Raw genomic sequence first — 23529 nt, 5'->3', positions numbered from 1 at the left:
ATTTACCCTCGGAACAAGACAAAAAAACAACAATGGCAAAATGCCATTGTTGTCAAAGGGACGGAAGAGGTAATCGTACTTCAATCCGAGTACCTTGATGCGTGATTGAGTGGACATGTAATGTTGCGACCGAACCATATGTCACGTCTAATGCGCGTCGAATCAGAAACAGGTTCGAATCACCCGCTTCTTTTTGATCCAGTTGTTGCATCACAGCAGGCGGTACACCTTGCCCATTATCCGTAACTTCGATGACCCAGTCTGTCGTCGTCTTGAAAGCACGGACATCAATCCGGTGATGTCGTCCTGCCTTTACGAATGCATGACGCAGTGCATTATCGACAAGCTGTGTCACAAGGAATGGAAACACGAAGTATTCTTCAACAGCGGTCTCGATATCAAGATCGACCGTGATATCCGCAGAGGTCAGTTGATTCGGACGACGTCGCGTTCCTTCTAATGATAAGTATGCCTTTAAAGTTGCCAATTCCTCGCGTAGTGGATGTTCATCATGCCGCGTCGCTGCTGTCAGAAGCTGCAACAGTGCATTCAGTTGATGTTTAACAGGCGTTCCCGGGTCAGCTGTCCGCTGGATTTCTTCGATGATTCCTTTCAGATAGCTGACGTGTAACATCGGTTTCATCTTTCTTCCACTTAACCGAAGCAACTGATCTTCTCGATGCATGTGTAGCTCTCGTGCTAATAAACGGACAAGTTGTTCCGTCATCCGCTCGACGGTATCATCAAATAAATCCTTCGAAAAGTAACAGATGACCCCTGCTTTTTGACCGTTGATACGCATGGGGTGAAAACTTAAAATTTGCCCCGTCTGCTCGTCTTCTTGTCGGACGGGTTCTTCTGCTTCGATCCATCGTTGTTCCTCCCGTCTCGGTTGCTCGCCACAGACTGCAGGTTGCTGGTCCGTCATATCGATGACGACTTCTGTCGCCCCGAGCACGACAATTCGTTGCATCTTTGTTTCCTTCAATAATGTCGCTCCAATCTGTCGCGCGACTTCGGAAGTCAATCCTTGCTTTCGTAAGGGCTGTAACGCTTGCAGTAAACGGTCGGAACGCTCAGTTTGCCGGACGAAGAGTGCACCTTCGAGTCGAAGTTGTGTCCGTAAAATCATGATGAACAATACGACACCGCACATATTTGCGAACAGTAACGGAAAGGCGGCTCGACCCATCAAATCCAGTGCCTCCGTCGTATCCGGTGCAAGCAATAACGTGACGCCACTCTCAAACAATAACGCTGTCAATACGATACCGATGGGCGGAACAATTGCATAACCATCATGCAAACGCCAGCGTTTTCGATACCAGCCGCTCGCAAGTCCAGCGAGCATTGCGATGATCCAACCTGCTTCTGCCCCTAACGAACCAAGCACGTAACGATGTAGACCAACCAAACATCCCGTGATGCCGCCGACTACCGGTCCACCAATCAATCCACTCGTCACGATGACAGCGAGTCGGGTATCGAGCAACAGGGCATCCTTTTCGACAGCTAACCCGAGTAACGGGTCAATCGTCGTATCTTGCGAAAGTTCAATTCCTGCGTAGTTCATCAGAATACCGGATGACACGAATGCGAAGAGCAGTGGAAGGTTCATTCCGCGGTCCATCTTGAATATGTATCGGGAAATGCGCCACTGGGACAATAAAAAGGCTAACAGTGCTAACATACCTAAACGACTCAGTAAGAATGGGATTTGCTCAAGCACGGAATACCTCCTCGTTTCATAGGACGCGAATCAACAAAAAAGTCGTATTAGAATACATTCCCGCTCCTCTCTGCATTCTCCTATCATGACTGCCGAAAGTTCGCACAATCCGTCCATTCTTGATTTTTTGACTGATGCGATGAAAAAAAGCCGGTTCCTCCATGAGGAACCGACCATCTTATGCTTCTGCTTGTTCAGCTGGATGCAACCAAATCTTGACGCGATTGATTTGATAGTTTTCCATCTCCATCACTTCGACGGAGAAGTCTGGTGTGTCGATATGCTCACCTGGCTGAAGATCAATGTTGTGCATCTGAATCCAGCCACCAATCGTATCGACATCTTCGACATTCGTAAAACGAATATTGAAACGTTCTTCTAGGTCAGCGAGCAAGACTGTACCGTCGAGTAGGAACTCGTCCGATTTGACCTGTTCGATTTCTTCGACTTCATCTGCGTCGAATTCATCACGGATTTCACCGACGATTTCTTCGAGTAAGTCTTCCATCGAGACGAGACCTGCCGTTCCACCGTACTCGTCGACGACGAGAACGAGATGGGTCCGGGTCCGTTTCATCTTGCGAAGTGTCTCTTGAAGCGATGTCACTTCCGAAACAACCGGTAAATCCTTGATATAGTGTGTCACCGGATGCTCATTTCCGTTCGCATAATCCGTCAAGACTTCCTTGACGTTGACGTATCCGAGAATCCGGTCTTTATCATTTTCTTCTGTGACCGGGTAACGCGTGTATGGATTATCCATGAAGATTTCCATCAGTTCATCCTTCGTCAAACGTTCCGAGATCGTCTCCATCCGCATCCGCGGCACCATCAAGTCTTTGACGATGTGCTCATCAAACGCAAAGACGTTTTGCATGAGGGCAAGTTCTGTTTGGTTGATCTCACCACTTTGGAAACTTTGCGCCATGATGATTTTCAATTCATCTTCCGAGTGGGCTTGTTCGTGCCCTGCTGGTTTGACGCCGAACAGACCAAGGAATAAGCGTGCTGAACCGTTGAGTAACCAAATGAATGGGTACATGATTTTACCGAACACATAAAGTGGACGGGCAAACAACAATGTCATGCGTTCTGCATACTGAATCGCAAGCGTCTTCGGCGCGAGTTCACCGATGACGACGTGTAAGAACGTTACGGATACAAATGCGATACCAAACGACAAGAGTGTCGAAACAGCAGCAGAGATCCCGAAGTCGTCGAAGACAGGATGCAAGATCTTTTCAACGGTTGGTTCACCAAGTGCCCCAAGACCAAGTGCCGTGACCGTGATACCAAGCTGACAGGCAGACAAGTAATAATCAAGATCGCCCGCGATTTTTTTCGCAAGGACGGCACTCTTGTTTCCCTCTTGAATCATTTGATCCAAACGCGACATCCGAACCTTAACGACAGCAAATTCCGATCCGACGAAAAACGCCGTCAACGCAATCAACAAGACCACTAAAAATAAATTGATGAATAATATAGTATCCAAAATCCCCTAAACAGGGGTCACCTCCATTGTTTTGTATTAAAGCTGTGCAATCAAGGAAGCAATCAATGTCAGACGCCGTGACAATTCTAAGCGAATCGCTTGTTTTTCGACGTCCGTCGAATCTAACAAACGCTGCTCGAGTCCTTCAACCGTCGCCTGAAGTTGTTTCACTTCCTGATAAATCGTCTCCCCTGTTTTTTGTTCCCGTTCCGTAAAAGAAGCAAGAATCTCTTGCAGGGAAAGCCGTTGAGACTTCAAATATTCAATCTTTTCGATTTGATGAATGACCGATTCGTCATACAAACGGTAACCAGATGCGGTGCGCTCTGGTGTTAACAGACCAAGTGATGTGTAGTAATCGATCGTTCGTTTTGATAAGCCGGTGGTCTCCGCGACCTGACCGATTCGAAGTAACGCCTTCCCAAAAGATTCTCACCTCCTTTCCATAGCTAGTTCTTTTATCTTATCATGTCAAAACCATACAGTAAAACGTCGCGCTTTTTTAGAGAAAAAAACGACTACTCCCGTTCGCACGAGAATAATCGTTTCATCCCACTTTATTATACGGTTACAACAGGTTCTTCGACCGGTACACCGACGATTGACCGTTCGAGTAATTCGACGACATCGTACGTAGCAACCGTCTCGTCGACTTCCTTCGCCTTCGTGCCGTCACTGAGCATCGTCAGACAGTACGGACATGCTGACCCAATGACAGACGGTTGGACGGTCAACAATTGTTCCGTCCGTGCGACGTTGACCCGTGCGCCGACTTTCTCTTCTTGCCACATCATCCCGCCGCCAGCACCGCAACACATCCCTTTTTCCCGGTTACGTTCCGTCTCAACGAGCGTGATTCCTGGAATCTTCTCGAGAATATAACGTGGTGCGTCATAAATGTCATTGTAGCGACCAAGGTAACACGAATCGTGATAGACAACACGCTCCTTGACTTCATGGAGCGGTGTGATGCGTTTCTCGTCAATCAGTCGTGCAAGCAATTCAGTATGGTGATAGACTTCAACGTCCGGACTCAGTCCGAAGTCGGGGTACTCATTTTTGAATGTGTTGTAGGCGTGCGGATCAATCGTGACAATCTTTTTGACGCCATATTTCTCAAATGATTTGATGTTTGCTTCTGCAAGTTCTTGGAACAAGACTTCGTTCCCGATCCGGCGCGGTGTATCGCCTGAGTTTTTCTCATCGTTCCCGAGAATCGCAAACGAGATGTCTGCCTCATTTAGAATACGCGCAAACGCCATCGCGATTTTTTGACTTCGGTTATCGTACGATCCCATCGCACCAACCCAGAACAGGTACTCGAAGTCTTCGCCCGCTTTTTTCTTCTCCTTTGCTGTCGGAACGACGAGTTCATCCCGGTTTTTCCGCCAGTTTTCGCGTTCTTTCCGGTTCATCCCCCACGGATTACCTTGACGTTCGATGTTTGCCATCGTCCGTTGCATCTCCGGATCCATCTTGCCTTCCATCATGACGAGATGACGACGGAGGTCGATGATCTTATCGACATGTTCGTTCATGACCGGACACTGATCTTCACAGTTCCGACAAGTCGTACACGCCCAGATTTCTTCTTCCGTAATGACATTCCCAATCAATGAATCCGGAACGATATCCATCTGCCCCGCTGCTGCCAGTGAAGCGATTTGGTTGCCTTGCGATCCTTCAAACGCAAAGGCAGGTGCCCATGGCGAACGTTGGGTGATCGCTGCCGTTTTCATGTTGAGATGGTCCCGTAATTTAACGATCAAATCCATTGGCGACAGCATCTTACCGGTTCCGCTCGCTGGGCACATGTTCGTACAGCGTCCACACTCGACGCAAGCATATAGATCAACGAGCTGTTTCTGATTGAAATCTTCGATCCGGTTGACGCCGAAGCTGAACTCCGCTTCGTCATCTTCTGCCTCTTCCATGACGGATAGATCAATCGGTGCCAAACGCCCGACTTTTGACGTCCGACCGAGCCAGACATTTGCTGTACCGGCAATCAAGTGCGCGTGTTTACCTTGCGGGATGTAGACCATGAAGCTAAGTAAGAACAAGAGATGCGCCCACCAGAAGAAGACGAATAATCCGAACGCAACTGATTCCGGCACCCAACTGAATAAGAACGCGATGCTTGAAGCGACCGGTTCACCGAGCGTCGAATGATTCTCATAGACAAGGAAGAATCCATTTCCGAATAGGACGGCGACCATCAAACCACCGATGAAGATCAAGGCAAGACCTGCCATGAAATTCCGCTTCAAGCGGACGAGTTTCTCGACGTACCGGCGATAAAATCCCCAAACGACGGCAATCAAGATGACGAGCATGACGATTTCTTGGAAGAATGTAAAAATCGGATAAAGCGGACCGAGTGGGACGTGCGGGAAACGCTGACCAACGGCGAGTCCTTTCCAGATAAAATCGATCGCTCCAAATTGAACAAGTAAGAAGCCGTAGAACATCATGACGTGGATAGCGCCACTTTTCTTATCCTTTAATAATTTCTTTTGGCCGAAGACGTTGACTAAGACCGCGTCAAGTCGTTCTTTGTTCGTCAGTGTCCATTCCGCCTTTTTTCCCCGTTTAATGGCGGCATAACGACTTTTGACGAGTGACGTGAACAGATAGCCCGCATAGCCGATGACGAGTAGGAAGGCAATCCAGTTAATGAGTAAAAACGTATTCATGTTCGAACAAACCCCTTTCCCCCTAAAGCAGTTGTGTTGAAATGAGTATAGCATATAATGAATGGCTATTCATTCATTTTTTTTCATTTAGTTTTTACTGTGTCACATAAGCAGATAAGTACTCAAAAAAAATCAAGCAGTGGATGATCCACCGCTTGATTTAATCACGTCCAATACGTCATTTTTTTAATTTCATGGCATTGGCCATCAGACCAGGGATGTCCGTATTTTCATGCAACCCACTGAACCGTTCACTTTGTGGACCGTACGCGTAGAACGGAACGTCAACACCTGTGTGTACCGAAGTCGTCCAACCGACATATGCCCGTTTACTGATCATCTCATTCAATGTCATGACGCGTTTCTTCGCATCCACTTTTTGCAACGTCTGAATTTCTTCAGCCGTCAAATCGAACGTTGTTTCCCGTTTGACGACAGTTGCGATATTCGATAAGTCATCATTGAACTGACGAACCATCTCATCACCCGTCGCTTTGACGTTTTTCAAGACTTCCGGTTTTGCGACGTACTCGTCGTATCCACCGACTGACATACCACCTGTATCGTGGTCACCAGCAACGACGACCAATGTGTGTTTATCTTTTGCTGCAAAACGAAGCACTTTTTCAACTGCCTGGTGGAACGCCTCTGCATCCTTCATCGCCCAAGCAGCATCATGCGCGTGACCCGCCCAGTCAATCTGACTTCCTTCTACCATCAAGAAGAAGCCATCGCGATCTTTCTTCAATGTTTGCAGGGCTTTCGATGTCATCGTCGCAAGACTCGGTTGATTCGTGTTTTCCCGGTCCAGTTCTGGTGCCATTCCTTCTTCTGCAAACAAACCAAGAACTTTACGACCGTCTGTCTCATTTAGACTTTCGAGTGAATCCGCGTACTGATAGCCTGCCCGTTCTGCTTTCTTCACTAGATTACCAGCCTCTTGGACACCACCATTCTTTTGATCAAAAAAGAATTTCTGACCGCCACCGAGTAAGACGTCGACTTTCATTTCATCCATGTATTGCTTCGCGATGTCCGCTTCGTTCGCGCGCGTTGCGACATGCGATGCAAAAACAGCTGGTGTCGCATGTGTGATGGCTGATGTCGAGACAAGTCCTGTTGCTTTGCCTGCTTGATCCGCCCGATCAAGAATAGATGCTACTTCTTTTCCACTCGGATCCATGCCGATTGTTCCATTGTTCGTTTTTGTTCCTGTTGCCATCGCCGTTCCGGCAGCTGCTGAATCGGTCACTTTCGTGTTTGCCGAATACGTCCGCATCATTCCTTTTAAGTGACCGTCGAGTTCAGTTTCCTCGCCTCCTTGATACCAGCGATAATTCGTTGCATAGGCAGCCGAATAACCGTCCGGGATCATGAAAATGACATTTTTAACCTTCGCCTGTTTCGTGTTCTGTTTTGCCTCGACCGGCTGAGCCGATTCATATGTATAGCCTGCAACTCCTGTCATAAGCACTGTACCGAGAATACCTGTCGCCATCCATTTCTTGTTCATTCGTGTTTCCTCCTTGTTCACGATGATGGTTTCATCATACTGAGCGAATGTAAATGAACGATGGAGACGGCTTTAAGGAATGTAAAGAAACGATGACAGCCGAGTTACCACTTCATCTCTTCAAACATATAATAGCCTTTGTGCTGTTCTTCTAAATATGCCGATAACGGAAGACGGACGTCTTCACTCGTGATGTACTTCGCTAACTCCGTTTGATTGATCCACTTCGTCTCGATGATTTCTTCATCGGGATCATTTGGATCAACTCTTCCACTCACCTGACAATCAAAATAAGTCACAAGGCTGTGCGCCTGATAGGTCGGCATGAAGTTCTCCGTCAAAAAGGCAAACGACGACGATGTGACCGTCAAGCCAGTTTCTTCTTCCACCTCGCGACGCAGTGCTTGCTCGAGGGTCTCTCCAGATTCAATCTGTCCACCGGGTAAGCTCCAACGGGCGTCCAGTCCTGATTGGTTGTTGACTACGAGCAGTTGAGCGTCTTTGCGGATGATCGCGACGATGATTCGATAAAGTGGATACATGGCGCTTCCTCCTAAAAAAAGACCACCCTGTCTAATACAAGATGGTCCACTAATTGTTTATTCTAAACCGAGCGACTGTGGCAGACGGACTGCACGTGCGAAGGCATTTTTATAATCCTTTTTAGCGACTAACTTTTCGACTTCACGGATTGCAGGATGCTGTTCGTCTGCGAACGCACCAAGAATCGTCAAGTAACGTTCGTACACTTGATCGTCTTCCTGACGTGCTTTCAAGAGTGCTGTATACAGCATGACAGTATCTTCGCCGTACAAGACAGGTAATTCTTCATTAATTAAAAGTAGCGTATCGATGGACTCCGGGTCGACCTTCGGATTGTATTCCGTGATGACCTGCTCTGCGAGTCCTTCGAGTTGATCACGCCATTCGTTATAACGCGGCTCATCGTTCTCGAGCCACTCAAACCATTCCTCTTCCAACATCTGTTCCATTTGACGTACTGTTTGTTCAAATGCCATTCGTCTCACTCCGTTCCCAAGTTAAATCAATCGTATACGTACCGACTGCTTGTCCATTCATCTTTAATGTATAGCGAAACTGCATCTGTTGCGGTTTCATCTCAATCGTTTCCGTGTCTGTTTCCATCAACATTTGACCGAACTGACTGCCATACTGGCTTTTAGTCGTCTCTCCTAAAATAAAGACATGATGCATCGCAACAGGACCTTTACGATTCAAGGCGATCTGATCTTTTGACCATTTGATCGTCGTATCAATCGGTTGTTCATCCGGCTGAACGAACCTTACGGCAAAACCGTCTTTTGTTTCAAACAACGTGCCGTCCGCTTCAAGTTCGACCGATTCACGCATCGGACCATCTTCAATCGTCGTCACCTGTCGTAATGACACCGGGTACTTTACTGGTTTCACTTCTATCACCTCATCGTTTAGCGTACACGATTTTTTCGTCTGATGCACCTTCTGCTTACATGCAACAAAAAAACGGATTCGATATACTTCGAATCCGTTCAAAACATATTAGCGCACACGGTACAGACGAGCTTCGAATGGACGAAGTTCCAGTTCTGTTCCTTCATGGTGCATCGTCGGATAGTTGCCAAGCAACATATTGTCCGAGTGCAAGATGATGTCCGTATCGATTTCTGCTGTTTCGCCTTTTAAGTTCGTAACGATCAAGAACTGTTCGTCACCAAGCGTCCGTGTATACGCGTAGACTTTTGTATCTTCCGGTAAGATAAGATCGTACGCGCCGTAGATCAACGTCTCTTCCATCTTACGAATTTGAATCATTCGTTTATAGAAGTTCAAGATTGAATCTTCATCTTGTTCTTGCGACGCGACGTTGATGTCCGCGTAGTTCGGGTTGACACCAAACCATGGAGATTGATTCGAGAAGCCACCGTTTTGCTCATTCGTCCACTGCATCGGTGTACGTGAGTTATCACGGGACGAGTTCCAGATGACTTCCATGATTTCCTCATGTGTCTTACCAGAAGCAAGTTGCATATCGTACATATTTTTCGTAGCAACATCATCATAATCCGAGATGTCCGGGAATTGAACGTTTGTCATCCCGATCTCTTGTCCTTGATAGATGAACGGTGTGCCTTGCATGAAGAAATACATCATCGCAAGCGACTTCGCGCTCTCTTTCCAGTACTGTTCCTCGTCGCCCCAAAGGGAGACCGAACGAACCTTATCGTGGTTTTCGAGGTACAAGGCATTCCAACCTGTTGCTTCAAGTCCTTTTTGCCACTTCGTCAGCACTTGTTTCAGTTTGACGACGTCGACGCCTTTTTCCGCATCTGCGCGCCAGAGATCCATGTGCTCGAACTGGAAGACCATGTTCATCTTGCCGTTCTCTTCCCCGACCCATAGATCCGCTTCTTCCGGTGTGACACCATTTGCTTCTCCAACTGTCATGATATCGTATTTCGAGAACGTCTCATCCTTCAACTCTTCGAGATACGCATGGATGCCTTCGACGTTCATATGCATATCGAATGAAGGGACATACGGCATACCGAGCGGGTTCGGGAGATCAGCGAATGATTGATCCTTGTTGATGTGACTGATCGCATCGATTCGGAAACCGTCGATGCCTTTATCGAGCCACCAGTTAATCATCGTATAGACGGCTTGACGCATGTCGCGGTTTTGCCAGTTCAAGTCCGGCTGACGACGTGAGAAGACGTGGAGGAAGTACTGCTCCGTCTTTTCGTCATATTCCCATGCTGATCCGCCGAAAATACTTTCCCAGTTGTTCGGCTCACCACCGTTGACAGCATCTTTCCAGATGTACCAGTCGCGTTTCTCATTGTCTTTTGACGAACGCGATTCAAGGAACCACGGGTGTTCATCGGATGTGTGGTTGACGACGAGATCAAGCAAGACCTTGATGTCACGCTTATGCGCTTCTTCCATTAAGAGATCAAAGTCCGCCATCGTACCGAATTCATCCATGATATCTTCATAATCACTGATGTCATATCCGTTATCATCATTCGGCGATTTAAACATCGGACAAATCCAAAGCACATCAACACCAAGATCCTTCAAATAATCCAGTTTTGCGATGATACCGGGAATATCGCCGATTCCATCGTTGTTTGCATCGTAAAAGCTGCGTGGATAGATTTGGTAAGCAACTGCTTCTTTCCACCAAGCTCGTGTAATTGTTTGTTGGGCCGTTTCAGGGCGCGGTATCATTTGTGTCATGTGTCGTGAATCCTCTCGTAGGTCAGTCATTAGTGGTCTTTTTCATCATCCAATACATAGTCATCTTTAAAGCGCAACCGATTGCGCAAATCCTCTACCTTCATCTTATCAAATCCACTTTTAAAGTCAATGTTTCGGGGGTGATTCCACCATTTCACATCAACGGGTGTCACTCTTTATTCACGATGAATATTTCATAGCGTTTTACATTACATTTACTGAATTATCCTACACTGTTTATCGGTCGATTTCTACCCTTTTGCATAACCTTTCCTTCCGAGAGTGAATCTTTTTTTCTTCGTTCGGGTATACCCTTATCAATGCACGTAAAAAAAGGGGGATTTTCAGGATGAAGGGACAATTCTTTATTGGCGGACAATGGCTAGATCACGGACGAGAACGGACGGATGTTACGAATCCGGCGACCGGGGAAGTCGTCGGTAGTGTACCAAACGGAACAAAATCAGACGTCAACGATGCTGTCGAAGCAGCACGGAAGGCATTTCCTGATTGGTCGAAACGGACGGTCTACGAACGTGCCGAACTTCTCGAGAAATTATATTCGAAGATGATTGAGAAAAAAGATGAACTGGCTCGCCTGATGACGCTGGAAATGGGGAAACCGCTCGCTGAATCAGAAGGTGAAGTGCAGTATGCCGCAAACTTCGTCAAGTGGTTTGCAGAGGAAGGAAAACGGGCGTATGGGCGTGTCATTCCAACGCATGATGCTTCTAAACGACTTCAAGTCATCAAACAGCCGGTCGGTGTCGTTGCTGCAATCACACCATGGAACTTCCCGGCTGCCATGATTACCCGAAAGCTTGCTCCGGCACTCGTCGCCGGATGTACGTTTGTCATCAAACCACCAACAGCGACTCCGCTTACCGCGCTTCGTCTTCTTGAACTCTGTCAGGAAGTTGGGATTCCAGAAGGCGTCGTCAATGCCGTTACAGGCAGCGGGAAAGCACTCGGTGAATCACTCGCGACACATCCACATGTCGATAAGATCACCTTCACTGGTTCAACCGAAGTCGGACGGACGCTGATGGCTCAAGGAGCAGAGACGATCAAGGCGATGTCGCTCGAACTCGGAGGACATGCACCGATTCTCGTCTTTGATGACTGTGACCTTGATTTAGCTGTTGCTGAGACGATTAAGTCTAAATTCCGTAATGGCGGACAGACGTGTGTCTGCGGAAACCGGATTTACGTATCCGACTCGATCTATGACGCGTTCGTTGAAAAACTCGGGCAAGAGACAGCGAAGTTGAAGACCGGAAATGGTCTGGATGCTGAGACGAAGATTGGACCGATGATCAGTAAAGCGGGTTACGATAAAGTCAAAAAACATGTTGATGATGCGACATCCGCTGGTGCACGAGTCGTCACGGGCGGAACAGGAACGACGGATGAGGAGAACGATGTCTATTATTATGAAGCAACCGTTCTTGCGGACGTAAAACCCGGCATGCTGATCATGAACGAGGAGACGTTCGGACCTGTTGCTCCCGTCCAGCGTGTCAGTTCTGATGAGGAGGCGGTTCGTTACGCCAATCAGACACCATTCGGTCTCGCTTCGTACGTCTTTACAAAAGATTACGCGCGTGCGATTCGTGCAATCGAGGGGCTTGATTACGGAATTGTCGGCTGGAATGATGGCGTTCCTTCTGCTGCGCAAGCACCATTTGGTGGAATGAAACAATCCGGTCTCGGGCGCGAAGGCGGTAGTGAAGGACTCGAAGCGTATCTTGAGACGAAGTACATTTCCATCGGTGGACTAGCGTGAACGCGGCGGATTGGTTCGTCCAATGTTTAGAGGCAGAGGGCGTCACGCATATCTTTGGTGTTCCCGGTGAGGAAAATATCACATTGCTCGAATCGCTCAGTCGTTCGTCGATCACCTTTATCACGACACGTCACGAAACGAACGCCGCTTTCATGGCAGCGATGTTCGGTCGCCTGAGTGGGCGACCTAGTGTCTGCCTATCGACACTAGGTCCTGGTGCGACCAATATGATGACCGGTATTGCAAGTGCGACGATGGATCACTCCCCTGTCGTCGCGATCACGGGTCAAGGCGCAACAGCACGGCAACATAAGGCGTCGCATCAAATGTTTGATCTCGTAGATCTCTATCGTCCTGTCACGAAGTCCAGTACGTCCGTGCTGTCGGCGGAGGTCATTCCGGAAATCGTTCGACGTGCCTTTGCGACAGCAAGTAGTGAAAAACCAGGGGCAACCCATATCTCTTTTCCAGAAGACATCGCAAAACAAGAACGTGATCAATCAGTGACACCCTTACAGCAGGATAGTACGCCAACGCATCTCCATTCCTTGACGATTGATGATCCCGATGCTTTACGTCTGATTGAACGAGCAAAACGGCCCGTCATCATTGCTGGATTTGGCATCCACCGGCAGCAAGCACTTGAAGCGTTTCGAGCATTCGTCGAAAAGCTCCAAGCTCCTGTCGTCGAGACGATGATGGGAAAAGGAGCGATTTCTTCACACCATCCGCTCGCTGCACACACGATCGGTTTACCGGACGTCGATTACAACCAGCGGATTCTCGATGCGAGTGACCTCATTATTACGGTGGGCTACGATATTACGGAGTTACCTCCGCAAAAATGGAACCCGAAAAAGACACCAATCGTCCATTTGGATACGAATCCTCACGAAATCGATGCCTATTATCCGGTCGTCGCGAACGTAGTCGGACCACTCGTCGATATGCTGACTGTATTGACTCCTTTACTTCCAGAGCGTGCGTGGAACGACTGGCAGCAAGATCGCGATAAATTACGCGACGAGATTCAAGAAACGTACTCGCTTGCCTTGCCTTTACATCCTCAAAGTATCGTCCGTGAACTCGAACGAACCGTCGGGGAGGATGGCATGGTCTTCTCAGACGTCGGCGCCCATAAAGTGTGGCTTGCTCGTCATTATCAAACGACACGTCCAGATCAATTATTCATTTCCAATGGATTCGCTTCGATGGGCTATGGTTTATCGAGTGCGCTCGCAGCCAAGCTGTTATATCCGGATCGGCGAATCGTCTGTGCGGCTGGAGATGGTGCCTTTCTGATGAATGGACAAGATCTTGAAACTGCCGTTCGTCTGAAGCTTCCACTCGTCGTATTGATTTGGCGTGACGGAACCTACGGACTGATTGAATGGAAACAACAACAAGCGTATGGGCGGTCGTCCTACAACACGTTTGACAATCCAGACCTCGTTCAACTGGCTCACGCCTTTGGGGCACTCGGTCTTCGTGTCGGTGAGCATGGTTCCCTCGCACATTGTCTTGACCAAGCATTTGCAAGTGATGGACCCGTTTTAATTGACTGTCCGGTCGATTACCGGGAAAATCTAAAGTTAAGTGAACGTCTCCGGACGTATGGAGGGTGATATACATGACACAACCACGTAAACTGCAATCTATTTCTGATTTTGATCAATTTGCGTCCGAACACACCGCGTTCGTGATTTGCAAACACAGCACGACGTGCCCGATCAGTGCCGCAGGATTCTCGGAGTATACGAAGTTCGCGGATGAAACATCTGTTCCAACGGCGTATCTTTTCGTCCAAGAAGCTCGGACGTTATCGAACCACATCGCCGAACATTACAGCGTTCGACACGAGTCACCACAAGTTTTGTTCATTCAAGACGGTAAATCGGTCTGGACAGCCTCTCATTACGACATCACGAAAGATGCACTCGAAACGAACGTCCAGTAATGCTAGCTATGAAACAAGCCTCCGGCTGTTTCAAACTAAAGACGACGCGCAATTTTTCTTTAACGAGAAGGATTGCGCTTTTTTGTTTACCTTGAATCGTTTCCCTAGGAAGCGATTTCGAGTGTACAACATGCTTTTCTTCTCGTTTAGCCTACTAGAAAAACGCTTTCAATCTTACACAAAAAATAAAATTATCTTTCTTAGCTATTATTATTTGTAATTCGAACTAAATCAGATTAAGATAAACTACAGATAGAACGACCGTATAGAAATCTGTACCGTTAGTTTAGTTAGGAGGATACTTATGCAACAAAGTGCGACTCATACTGCTCGGGCTCCTTACGGCATACTCGCCGTTTTGATGATCGGGGCATTCATTGCTTTCTTAAATAATACTTTGCTCAACATCGCCCTGCCTTCGATCATGAAGGATTTAGCGATCGAACCATCAACTGCTCAATGGCTGTCGACTGGTTTCATGCTCGTCAACGGTGTCTTAATTCCGACATCTGCGTTCTTGATTCAAAAATATTCGGTTCGTCGCCTCTTCTTACTCGCGATGACCCTCTTCTCAGCCGGAACGATTCTTGCCGGCTTCGCAGAAGTCTTCCCTGTCTTGCTCGCAGGACGGATGATTCAAGCATCCGGTTCTGCGATCATGATGCCGTTGCTGATGAACGTCATGCTCGTCAGTTTCCCGATTGAAAAACGTGGGACTGCGATGGGCTTCTTCGGATTAATCATGATGGGAGCTCCAGCAATCGGACCAACGCTATCTGGTTGGATCATCGAGCATTATGATTGGCGGATGCTGTTCCACTTCATCACACCAATCGCCTTAATCGTTCTCGTCGCTGGTTTCTTTTTACTTCGTGACGTCAAGGAACGATCTGCCGCTCGGATTGATCTTGCTTCCGTGGCACTTTCGTCACTTGGTTTCGGTGGCTTATTGTACGGTTTCAGTTCTGCCGGCTCTAAGGGTTGGGACAGCTTCCACGTCTATGGAGCGTTGATCGTCGGAGTTATCGCACTCGTGACATTCATTTACCGTCAGCTCCATATGGAACGTCCGATGCTCAACTTCAAGATTTATCGTTACCCGATGTTCGCCTTGTCTTCTGCCATCTCGATGGTCGTCACGATGGCGATGTTCTCCGGGATGTTATTGCTTCCGATTTATGTCCAGACAATTCGCGGTATCTCACCACTCGATGCGGGTCTCATGCTGTTACCGGGTGCCATCTTGATGGCCGTCATGTCACCGATCAACGGGAAACTGTTTGATAAGATTGGTGGTCGTCCTCTTGCGTTAACTGGTTTGTTCATCACAGTCGTTACCAGTTACTACTTCAGTCAGCTTGAGATGGATACGACGTATACGCATCTGATCGTCCTGTATTCATTGCGGATGTTCGGGATGTCAATGGTCATGATGCCAGTCTCGACGAACGGTTTGAACCAGTTACCAACACGCTACTATCCACACGGAACAGCGATGAACAATACGTTGCAACAAGTATCCGGTGCGATTGGTACCGCCTTGCTTGTTACAATCATGTCGACGCATGCGAAGACACGTGGAACAGAACTCGCGGCTGAAGCAGCGAAGAACATGACGAGTCAACCGACAGCTGAAGCGGCTGCTGCTTTAAAACAGCAGATTACGATGCAAGCAACGCTTGACGGAATCAACTATGCGTTCTTCATCTCGACGTTCATTGCTGGTCTAGCATTCGTCCTTGCTTTCTTCATTAAACGGGCGACACAAGCTGAAGACATCATTAGCGATCAACGTTCATTAAACGAAACGATCGTCAAACCACAAGTTTCCAATCAATAAGTACAAAAGCAGTCGCCTCTCGCGACTGTTTTTTTTATTTCTTAAGCTAAATACTGGTACCCCCCATACCTATATGTTACAGTAAAGATGACAACAAGATCACCAAAGGAGGTACGACTATGACACACGATCACCCCGTCGTTCCACGAACGAACGAAGAACAAGATGCGTTGATGAAACGACTAAAGCGCATCGAAGGACAAGTCCGCGGGATTGCTAACATGGTCGCTGAAGATCGGTATTGTATTGACATTTTGACGCAAACGGCATCAATCCAAGCAGCTTTGCGACAAGTCGAACTACAAATCATCGAACGCCATGTCAAGATGTGCATGCATGAAGTTGCCACCCGTCAAGACAGTACGGACGCTTACGTCGAAGAATTGATGGCGGTCATCGCTCGATTGAAAAAGTAAGGAGGGTTTTCTGATGTCAAAAACGATTGAGTTTGATATTGAAGGCATGACGTGTGCCGCCTGCTCTGCCCGGATTGAAAAAGTCCTCAACCGGATGGACGGGGTTGAAGCAACGGTCAACTTGCCGCTTGAAACCGCTCGTGTCTCGATTTCTGATGCCTATGACGATCAAGCGATCATCGAAAAAATCCGAAAAATCGGCTACGGGGCAACGGTCAAACAAGCACCACACGCAACAAAATCGAATCGCCGGATGCTGTATCGCTTTATCATCGCGGCCCTTCTATCGTTACCGCTGCTTGCGAGCATGCTGACGCATATTCCGAACAGTCCGTTTCATCTTCCATTCTTGATGAATCCGTGGCTACAGTTTGCTTTAGCAACACCAGTACAATTCATCATCGGAGCGCCCTTCTACAGCGGGGCTTATAAAAGTTTACGGAGTGGGAGTGCCAATATGGACGTTCTCGTTGCACTCGGGACATCGGCAGCCTACTTTTATTCCGTTGCTGAAATGCTATTCGTCTCTAATATGCCTCACCTTTACTTTGAGACAAGCGCGATTCTGATTACACTCGTCCTGCTCGGTAAAGTTCTCGAAGACCGTGCCAAACAACAGACGACAGGAGCAATCAAAAGCCTGCTCTCCCTTCAAGCGAAGGAAGCCGTCGTCTTAGAGGATGGACAGGAACGAACTGTCTCCATCGACGCGATTCAAACTGGTATGATCTTACTCGTAAAACCCGGGAACAAAATTCCGACAGATGGTGTCATTCGGGCTGGCGACGCGTATCTCGATGAATCGATGTTGACTGGTGAATCCGCGCCTGTTCATAAAACGGTTGGGGAATCCGTCATTGGTGGTACGCTGAATACGAACGGATCTTTACAAGTCGAAGCGACAAAAATCGGACAAGCGACAGTTCTCTCGCAAATCATTCGTGTCGTCGAACAAGCGCAGACTGAAAAAGCACCGATTCAACGACAAGCCGATCGGATTTCTGGTGTGTTCGTGCCGATCGTCGTTGCCATCGCGCTTCTGACGTTAGCCGCTTGGTGGATGTTCACCGGTTCCTTTGCGGAAGCGATTCGTCCTGCCATCGCGGTGCTCGTCATCGCTTGTCCATGTGCGCTCGGGCTTGCGACACCAACTTCGATCATGGTTGGAACCGGAAAAGGGGCGGAACGAGGTATTCTCTTCAAGGGCGGTGCTCAACTCGAGAATCTTCAACATGTCGATGCTGTCGTCTTTGATAAGACCGGAACACTGACAGTCGGTCGCCCCATCGTCGTCGAAACGTTCGGTACGGAGACAGCGCTCGATTTCGCTGCTGCGCTTGAACGGCAATCGGAACATCCCCTTGCTCGCGCCATCACAGCAGAACGGGATGTCGTCTTTGATATCGAACGATTCCACGTCGAATCAGGACATGGGATCACGGGACAAATCATGGGACATGATCTCATCGTCGGATCGGCGCGAATGATGCAGGAACGCGGTCTTACTCTTCCCGACTGGACATCACTTGGAGCGACACTCGTATATGTTGCTGTCGACGGAAAAGTCGTTGCCGGATACGCCATCCGTGACGCGTTGAAAGATTCAGCGAAAGAAACGATCCGGCGGTTGCGCCAGACAAAAGAAGTGTATCTCTTGACCGGTGATCGTCGGGAAGTCGCCGAGCATTTAGCAGAGGAGCTTGGACTCGATCCAGCGTTCGTCTTTGCTGACGTCTTACCTGTTGAAAAGGCTGATGTTATTCAATCACTTCAACAAACGAAACGTGTCGCGATGGTCGGAGACGGTATCAATGATGCCCCTGCTCTTGTAACGGCGGACGTTGGCATCGCGCTCGGTAGCGGCACGGATGTTGCCCTTGAAGCAGCCGACGTGACATTGCTTGGACACGACTTAAAACAAGTTTTACTTGCGATCGAGTTGAGTGAGCAAACGATGAAAAATATTCGTCAAAATCTTGTCTTCGCACTTGGCTATAATACGATTGGCATTCCGGTCGCTTTTCTCGGGCTGCTTGCCCCATGGCTTGCGGGCGCTGCCATGGCATTCAGCTCTGTCTCTGTCGTGACGAATGCGTTACGATTAAAACGTACCCCACTATCTGAAGGAGGAACATCATCATGAAAGAAACAACATTATCTGTTATCGGTATGACATGCAATCACTGTAAAGCGAGTGTTGAATCCGCTCTATCTGAAGTCGAAGGTGTGCAACAGGCAACTGTCTCACTCGAACAAAACCAAGTGACCGTACAGCATGAGGACGTTTCACGTGAGCGTCTCGTCGATGCGATTGAAGAGATCGGCTATGATGTGCCGACTGCATAATTTTTTTAAGCCAAACTGCTTCTAACTCGCAGTTTGGCTTTTTTATTTTTTGAAAAGCGGGAATGTACGGAGTAAGGAGGGGTTCGCATGGTACCGAAAATCGAATTCGTAGAACACTTCGACGACAACAAAGGAAAACGATTTAAAATCGAACTTTGGAATCTCGGAACCTTCACATTCAGTGCTGAGTCAGCTCGTGGACCTGTCACCCGTTTCACCTCCATTGATATTCAGTTTGTCCAAGCTTGCGTTCAACGGATGCGCTCGATTGTGGACGCCAAAAAAGCATTTCAGGAAGATCAACCGGTCTAATCCTGCATATTTTTTATTCTCCTCATGGCACTTGCCATGAGTTTTTTTGTTTCCGGTCAATGTTTTTCAATATTCTCGTCTTTTTTTCGAAAATCAGTATCACTTCGTCAAGATGAACCGATAAGAAACAGACATCAATTTATTCACATCTTGAGTATTGGAGGCAACTACGTGCGTAACCCTTTTAAAAGTAAGACTACTTCAGCTTATCAAGCTACAATCGGCTTTCCTGATTCCCGTCTCATTACAAAGACGGCAGATCCTGATCTCACATCCCGTCTCGTATACATGGGCTATACAGAAGAACAGCTACAGACACTCAAATCGATGGCGCCTGTCGTTCAAGGTATCTTAGATGAAGTCCTCGAGCAAGTGCTTGACCATCTATTATTGAATCCCGAGATGGCAACGATCGCGAAACAATCATCGACACGCGAACGACTGAAGAAAGTCTTCGCCGACTACTTTACGAGTTTGTTAACAGGAAATATGGATGAGTCGTTCCTTGCGATGCGAACACGGATGGGACAGACGCATAAACATAACTTCGTTCCCGTCACGTGGTTCATCGCTTCTTACGCAGCGTTTCAGACGTTGTTGATTCCAAAAATCGTCGAACACTATCAACATGACCCAGCCCAACTGACGACAGCTGTGCTTGCCTTGACACATGCGATGAATTTAGATGCTCAAATCGTCACGAGTCAGTACGTCGATTCTCGTCTTCATGAAGTGACAGCAGCGAACGAGTCGCGCCGTCAACTTTTGACAGATGTCGTCCGTGTCAGTCAAGAAGTTGCAAGCTCCGTCGAACACACGGATCATGCCATCATCGAGACGAGCCGCCGTGCCTCACAAGTGTTGGCAGAAACGGCTCAAACGGAGCAGACGAGTCAGCAGCTTGTCCAAATGACGATTGCCAACGAACGACAGATGCAACAGATGGAGCAACAATTCGCTCAATCGACACAACAAGTCGGTACTTCGCTTGAAAGCATCCATGAATTAAAGACGACGTCGGATGACATCGTCCAGATGACACAAAGCATCGAAGCGATCGCCAATCAGACGAACTTACTCGCGTTGAATGCTTCGATCGAAGCAGCACGTGCCGGTGAACACGGTAAAGGTTTTGCTGTCGTCGCGACGGAAGTCCGAAACCTTGCTGAAAATGCCAAGTCATTAAGTAGTAGCATCAATGGTCTGATTCAAAAGAACAATGGTAATATCACACAACTCGTTTCTCAGATGGAAGACATCACACGCGCCAACACCGCATCGCAGCAAGAATTGCAACAAGTGAAACAAGGAATTCAAACCGTTAAGAGCGAGATGGAAAACTCCCTCACCTTATTTGGACGTAACAAGGAAAACCTTGGACAAATCGTCGAGACGATCCAAGGACTCAGTAAGACGACACAAGGCTTGACGACACTGACGACGGATCTTGTCGCTGCTTCCGAAACACATTAAAAAATAGGCAATTCTTATTCTCGGTTCTGACCGAAATAAGAATTGCCTATTTTATTTTACTCGTCTTGTTCTGCTGTGACGACAAGACGCTGATCGTATCCTTTTGATTCTGAAAACGTACCAATACATGAAATAAGCGTCAGTTTATTCATGACGGTCGCACCGAAGATTGATCCAACCGGTGCTTCATCGACAGGATAGGACATGACGTTCGTCACCACGTATGATACCTGTTGTCCTGCTTTTCCCGTCACTTCAATCCGTTGCCCTTTTTTCATCTTCGCTAAATCATAAAAAACAGCGGGACCTTCTTGATCGTCCAAGTGTCCGGCTAACACGACATTTCCAGTTTGTCCGGCTTTTGCTCCGTACTTGTACCAAGCGACCTGATCGGTCTGTTTCGGAACATCCATCCGTCCTTGTTTATCCTTCCCGACGACTTCGATGTTCGCTTTCACATCGAGCGTCGGAATCGTAATACGCGTTGGTATGAACGCCTCTTCGTCCACCTTTTCAGATGGAGTGGACGAAGAAGACGTCGTTGTTTCGGTTTGTTTTGGTTTTTCCGGCTTTGTAGCATCTGGAGGTGATCCCGATTGACATCCGGCTAATACGAGTAAGAGAAGAAGACTACTCTTAAGCGTTTTGTTTACGACGGACGACATACGCTGTTCCTACTAACAAGGCAGCAGCTGCTGCGACTGCCCATGGTGTAGCAGAAGCCGTATCAGATGAACCACCAAGTCCTGTTTCTGGCATTGATGCCATTTCACCACCATCTGGGATCAAGAGGACTTCAAATGCTGGTTCGCCTTCAAGTAAGCCAATTGCGAGCGCTGTATAGTTTTTGCCACTGTCGAGTTTGACTCCATCCAGTGCTTTGACGACATCCGTTGCGCCTGCAGGACGGACCTCGAGGTCATATGTGCCTGCATCGAGTGTACCGTAGTCAGAGACTTTCGAGAATTCAAGGTTACTGAAGAGTGGGTCTCCAGCTTTTGGTGCGACATCAACAGCTGGTGCATCCGGTGCAAAGTGTGCGACACGGACCATTGATTTGCCGTCTTCGCCTTTACCGTTGTCTTCCATGACCGCTAGTTTGATATCAGCCAATTTGCCGATTGCTGCGACAGAGTAGAATTTACCAGCTTCGACGTTGAGTGTTTGAGAGAGCACAGGATCTTTTGTTGTTCCTGCAGCGAATACTTCTACTTTATGTTCCCCAGCTGGTAGTGTGAGGTAATCTGTGACATCTTTGAATTTCGCTCCTGATACTGCTTTTTTGCCATCGACCGCAATATCAACTGCTGGAGCATCTGGTGAAGCATGAATGACACGAACCATTGCGTCATCAGCTGCGCCTACTGGTAACACGAATAGTGCAAACAGTAACGTAGCAGTCACAAACGATAAGAGTTTCTTCATTTTTTTTCCACCTTTCTGATTGTCAAATGTACATCGCTCTCAAACCAATGTTCTTACACTTCAGAACATTTCCTTCGTGGTGACATCTTAAACTTAAGACAGTTCCGTATATGTGTAAAGATTTCAGTGTGCTATGAACTTGTTTTATAAACACTTTGACACCTCCTTTCTTTTCGAAATAAAATATTCTAAATAACAATAGAAAGGAAGGTTTTTATTTATGGATTCCTACGATTTAAAAATTATTGATTTTTTAAGAAGCGATGCTCGTATGAAATGGTCGACACTTGCACAGCACATCGGTTTATCGGCACCGGCTGTAGCAGAACGTGTAGCACGCTTACAAGAGCAAGGTATCATCCGTCAATTAACAACGGTGCTAGACCCTTCCTCCTTTGACTATCGTCTTGCTGCGTTCGTCGCTGTTTCACTCGAGCGACCGGAACACCGAGCGCCATTTCTAAAACGGGTTCAAGAACTTGAGTACGTACTGGAATGTCATCACGTCGCCGGGGACGATGATTATCTACTTAAAATCCGTTGTCGTGATACAGAACAACTTGATGAAATCATCACCTACCACATCAAAGAATTAGCAGGTATCCTGCGGACAAAAACAACAATCATCATGCGGACGGAAAAGGAATCGCTTCATTTTCCGTTACCCGAGGTTGACTGATGTTTGCGACTGGTTTTGGAATCGGGTTTGCGTTAGCGGCTCCCGTAGGTCCAATCGGACTTTTATGCATGCAACGAACGCTTCGACATGGACGAATTTCCGGCATCGTTTCCGGACTCGGAGCCGCAACGGTAGACTTCACTTATGGATTGATTGCATTGTCCGGTTTTTCGCTTGTCCAATCCCTAATCACTCAAGCACACTGGATGCAACTGATCGGCAGTCTGTTTTTGTGTTACATCGGCTGGTCGATGTTTCAAGCTTCTTCGAACGCCTCGATTTCCGATACAGCCTCGTCACGGTTAAGTAGCTATCTATCCGTCTTACTCCTGACGTTCTTGAACCCGATGACAATCACGCTATTCCTGGCGTTGTTTGCACGCTTTGAGTTAACAATGATGAACGGACAAGATGCCTTTTTGTTTCTAATCGGTATTTTTCTTGGTTCTGCCGCTTGGTGGGTCATTCTAGCGAACATCACGCATCTGCTCAAGCACCAGCTTGCGACACCCACTTTACGTATCATTCAATGGACGTCTGCCAGTCTAATCATCGGATTCGGTGCGTTCGGGGTCATTCAGTTCTTCCTCTGAACAAAACAAAAGAGACCGACATCACGTCT

22 protein-coding genes are annotated in these 23529 nt (G+C 47.7%); 11 read left to right on the top strand and 11 right to left on the bottom strand.

The window, feature by feature from the left end; translation table 11 throughout:
- Positions 1–52: 52 nt before the first annotated feature.
- The 9 genes from ESP131_RS03840 to ESP131_RS03800 all read right to left on the bottom strand — a co-directional run bounded on the left by ESP131_RS03840 (position 53) and on the right by ESP131_RS03800 (position 10673).
- Positions 53–1729 (bottom strand): LytS/YhcK type 5TM receptor domain-containing protein, encoded by a 1677-nt coding sequence (locus ESP131_RS03840; RefSeq protein ID WP_047391853.1) that lies wholly within the window; start codon positions 1727–1729, stop codon positions 53–55.
- Positions 1730–1907: 178 nt separating this feature from the next.
- Positions 1908–3224, bottom strand: a complete 1317-nt coding sequence (locus ESP131_RS03835) for a hemolysin family protein (protein WP_023466825.1) — start codon at positions 3222–3224, stop codon at positions 1908–1910.
- 36 nt (positions 3225–3260) lie between these two features.
- Entirely contained in the window at positions 3261–3629 is a 369-nt protein-coding gene (locus ESP131_RS03830) for a MerR family transcriptional regulator (protein WP_029343230.1), read from the bottom strand.
- Positions 3630–3784: 155 nt separating this feature from the next.
- A complete protein-coding gene (locus tag ESP131_RS03825) occupies positions 3785–5920 on the bottom strand; it encodes a (Fe-S)-binding protein (protein ID WP_069940193.1) in 2136 nt (711 codons plus the stop codon).
- 178 nt (positions 5921–6098) lie between these two features.
- Complete coding sequence (locus tag ESP131_RS03820) at positions 6099–7433, bottom strand: alkaline phosphatase (RefSeq protein ID WP_069940192.1); 1335 nt, start codon at positions 7431–7433, stop codon at positions 6099–6101.
- Between the two features lie 104 nt (positions 7434–7537).
- Complete coding sequence (locus tag ESP131_RS03815) at positions 7538–7975, bottom strand: NUDIX domain-containing protein (protein WP_029343227.1); 438 nt, start codon at positions 7973–7975, stop codon at positions 7538–7540.
- Between the two features lie 57 nt (positions 7976–8032).
- Positions 8033–8452, bottom strand: coding sequence for a hypothetical protein (locus ESP131_RS03810; protein ID WP_050677289.1), 420 nt, complete (start codon positions 8450–8452; stop codon positions 8033–8035).
- On the bottom strand, positions 8442–8864 hold the full coding sequence (locus tag ESP131_RS03805) for a YwiB family protein (RefSeq protein ID WP_231925680.1): 423 nt from the start codon (positions 8862–8864) through the stop codon (positions 8442–8444). The genes ESP131_RS03810 and ESP131_RS03805 overlap by 11 nt, the downstream gene beginning before the upstream one ends.
- Before the next feature lie 108 nt (positions 8865–8972).
- A complete protein-coding gene (locus tag ESP131_RS03800) occupies positions 8973–10673 on the bottom strand; it encodes a glycoside hydrolase family 13 protein (RefSeq protein WP_069940191.1) in 1701 nt (566 codons plus the stop codon).
- A 349-nt stretch (positions 10674–11022) separates the two neighbouring features.
- Between ESP131_RS03800 and ESP131_RS03795 the strand changes: the two genes are divergently transcribed.
- The 9 genes from ESP131_RS03795 (at position 11023) to ESP131_RS03755 (ending at position 20803) form a co-directional block, all read left to right on the top strand.
- Complete coding sequence (locus tag ESP131_RS03795) at positions 11023–12459, top strand: NAD-dependent succinate-semialdehyde dehydrogenase (RefSeq protein WP_069940190.1); 1437 nt, start codon at positions 11023–11025, stop codon at positions 12457–12459.
- A complete protein-coding gene (locus tag ESP131_RS03790; RefSeq protein WP_069940189.1) occupies positions 12456–14084 on the top strand; it encodes an acetolactate synthase large subunit in 1629 nt (542 codons plus the stop codon). The genes ESP131_RS03795 and ESP131_RS03790 overlap by 4 nt, the downstream gene beginning before the upstream one ends.
- 5 nt (positions 14085–14089) lie before the next feature.
- The gene (gene ytxJ, locus ESP131_RS03785; RefSeq protein WP_029343222.1) at positions 14090–14416 is read left to right on the top strand and encodes a bacillithiol system redox-active protein YtxJ; all 327 of its coding nucleotides are present in this window, start codon (positions 14090–14092) and stop codon (positions 14414–14416) included.
- 304 nt (positions 14417–14720) lie between these two features.
- Positions 14721–16256 (top strand): DHA2 family efflux MFS transporter permease subunit, encoded by a 1536-nt coding sequence (locus tag ESP131_RS03780; protein WP_029343221.1) that lies wholly within the window; start codon positions 14721–14723, stop codon positions 16254–16256.
- A 119-nt stretch (positions 16257–16375) separates the two neighbouring features.
- Entirely contained in the window at positions 16376–16672 is a 297-nt protein-coding gene (locus ESP131_RS03775) for a metal-sensitive transcriptional regulator (RefSeq protein WP_029343220.1), read from the top strand.
- 13 nt (positions 16673–16685) lie between these two features.
- Entirely contained in the window at positions 16686–18815 is a 2130-nt protein-coding gene (locus ESP131_RS03770; protein WP_069940188.1) for a heavy metal translocating P-type ATPase, read from the top strand.
- The gene (locus ESP131_RS03765) at positions 18812–19018 is read left to right on the top strand and encodes a copper ion binding protein (RefSeq protein WP_029343218.1); all 207 of its coding nucleotides are present in this window, start codon (positions 18812–18814) and stop codon (positions 19016–19018) included. Before ESP131_RS03770 ends, ESP131_RS03765 begins: the two co-directional genes overlap by 4 nt.
- An 87-nt stretch (positions 19019–19105) precedes the next feature.
- A complete protein-coding gene (locus ESP131_RS03760) occupies positions 19106–19330 on the top strand; it encodes a hypothetical protein (protein WP_023466807.1) in 225 nt (74 codons plus the stop codon).
- 171 nt (positions 19331–19501) lie between these two features.
- Entirely contained in the window at positions 19502–20803 is a 1302-nt protein-coding gene (locus ESP131_RS03755) for a globin-coupled sensor protein (protein WP_029343217.1), read from the top strand.
- Between the two features lie 56 nt (positions 20804–20859).
- Here the strand turns inward: ESP131_RS03755 and ESP131_RS03750 are convergent, their stop codons facing one another.
- Both ESP131_RS03750 and ESP131_RS03745 read right to left on the bottom strand, forming a co-directional pair.
- Positions 20860–21468 (bottom strand): class F sortase, encoded by a 609-nt coding sequence (locus ESP131_RS03750; RefSeq protein ID WP_029343216.1) that lies wholly within the window; start codon positions 21466–21468, stop codon positions 20860–20862.
- The gene (locus tag ESP131_RS03745; RefSeq protein WP_069940187.1) at positions 21440–22228 is read right to left on the bottom strand and encodes a DUF4397 domain-containing protein; all 789 of its coding nucleotides are present in this window, start codon (positions 22226–22228) and stop codon (positions 21440–21442) included. Before ESP131_RS03745 ends, ESP131_RS03750 begins: the two co-directional genes overlap by 29 nt.
- Before the next feature lie 220 nt (positions 22229–22448).
- On the opposite strand from ESP131_RS03745, the gene ESP131_RS03740 reads away from it, so the two are divergent.
- Together ESP131_RS03740 and ESP131_RS03735 are read left to right on the top strand one after the other, a co-directional pair.
- Positions 22449–22907, top strand: a complete 459-nt coding sequence (locus ESP131_RS03740; protein WP_029343215.1) for an Lrp/AsnC family transcriptional regulator — start codon at positions 22449–22451, stop codon at positions 22905–22907.
- Positions 22907–23500, top strand: a complete 594-nt coding sequence (locus ESP131_RS03735) for a LysE family translocator (RefSeq protein WP_029343214.1) — start codon at positions 22907–22909, stop codon at positions 23498–23500. The genes ESP131_RS03740 and ESP131_RS03735 overlap by 1 nt, the downstream gene beginning before the upstream one ends.
- Positions 23501–23529 lie beyond the last annotated feature (29 nt).

This window comes from Exiguobacterium sp. U13-1 (genome assembly GCF_001750115.1).
Lineage (GTDB): Bacteria > Bacillota > Bacilli > Exiguobacteriales > Exiguobacteriaceae > Exiguobacterium_A > Exiguobacterium_A acetylicum.
This window is presented reverse-complemented; position numbering and strand designations above follow the sequence as displayed.

Bases quoted from the DNA above. Each gene is read 5' to 3' on its own strand.
- ESP131_RS03825 (WP_069940193.1), bottom strand. From the start codon at position 5,920: ATGAATACGTTTTTACTCATTAACTGGATTGCCTTCCTACTCGTCATC.
- ESP131_RS03820 (WP_069940192.1), bottom strand. From the start codon at position 7,433: ATGAACAAGAAATGGATGGCGACAGGTATTCTCGGTACAGTGCTTATG.
- ESP131_RS03815 (WP_029343227.1), bottom strand. From the start codon at position 7,975: ATGTATCCACTTTATCGAATCATCGTCGCGATCATCCGCAAAGACGCT.
- ESP131_RS03810 (WP_050677289.1), bottom strand. From the start codon at position 8,452: ATGGCATTTGAACAAACAGTACGTCAAATGGAACAGATGTTGGAAGAG.
- ESP131_RS03800 (WP_069940191.1), bottom strand. From the start codon at position 10,673: ATGACACAAATGATACCGCGCCCTGAAACGGCCCAACAAACAATTACA.
- ESP131_RS03795 (WP_069940190.1), top strand. From the start codon at position 11,023: ATGAAGGGACAATTCTTTATTGGCGGACAATGGCTAGATCACGGACGA.
- ytxJ (WP_029343222.1), top strand. From the start codon at position 14,090: ATGACACAACCACGTAAACTGCAATCTATTTCTGATTTTGATCAATTT.
- ESP131_RS03780 (WP_029343221.1), top strand. From the start codon at position 14,721: ATGCAACAAAGTGCGACTCATACTGCTCGGGCTCCTTACGGCATACTC.
- ESP131_RS03775 (WP_029343220.1), top strand. From the start codon at position 16,376: ATGACACACGATCACCCCGTCGTTCCACGAACGAACGAAGAACAAGAT.
- ESP131_RS03770 (WP_069940188.1), top strand. From the start codon at position 16,686: ATGTCAAAAACGATTGAGTTTGATATTGAAGGCATGACGTGTGCCGCC.
- ESP131_RS03765 (WP_029343218.1), top strand. From the start codon at position 18,812: ATGAAAGAAACAACATTATCTGTTATCGGTATGACATGCAATCACTGT.
- ESP131_RS03760 (WP_023466807.1), top strand. From the start codon at position 19,106: ATGGTACCGAAAATCGAATTCGTAGAACACTTCGACGACAACAAAGGA.
- ESP131_RS03750 (WP_029343216.1), bottom strand. From the start codon at position 21,468: ATGTCGTCCGTCGTAAACAAAACGCTTAAGAGTAGTCTTCTTCTCTTA.
- ESP131_RS03745 (WP_069940187.1), bottom strand. From the start codon at position 22,228: ATGAAGAAACTCTTATCGTTTGTGACTGCTACGTTACTGTTTGCACTA.
- ESP131_RS03740 (WP_029343215.1), top strand. From the start codon at position 22,449: ATGGATTCCTACGATTTAAAAATTATTGATTTTTTAAGAAGCGATGCT.
- ESP131_RS03735 (WP_029343214.1), top strand. From the start codon at position 22,907: ATGTTTGCGACTGGTTTTGGAATCGGGTTTGCGTTAGCGGCTCCCGTA.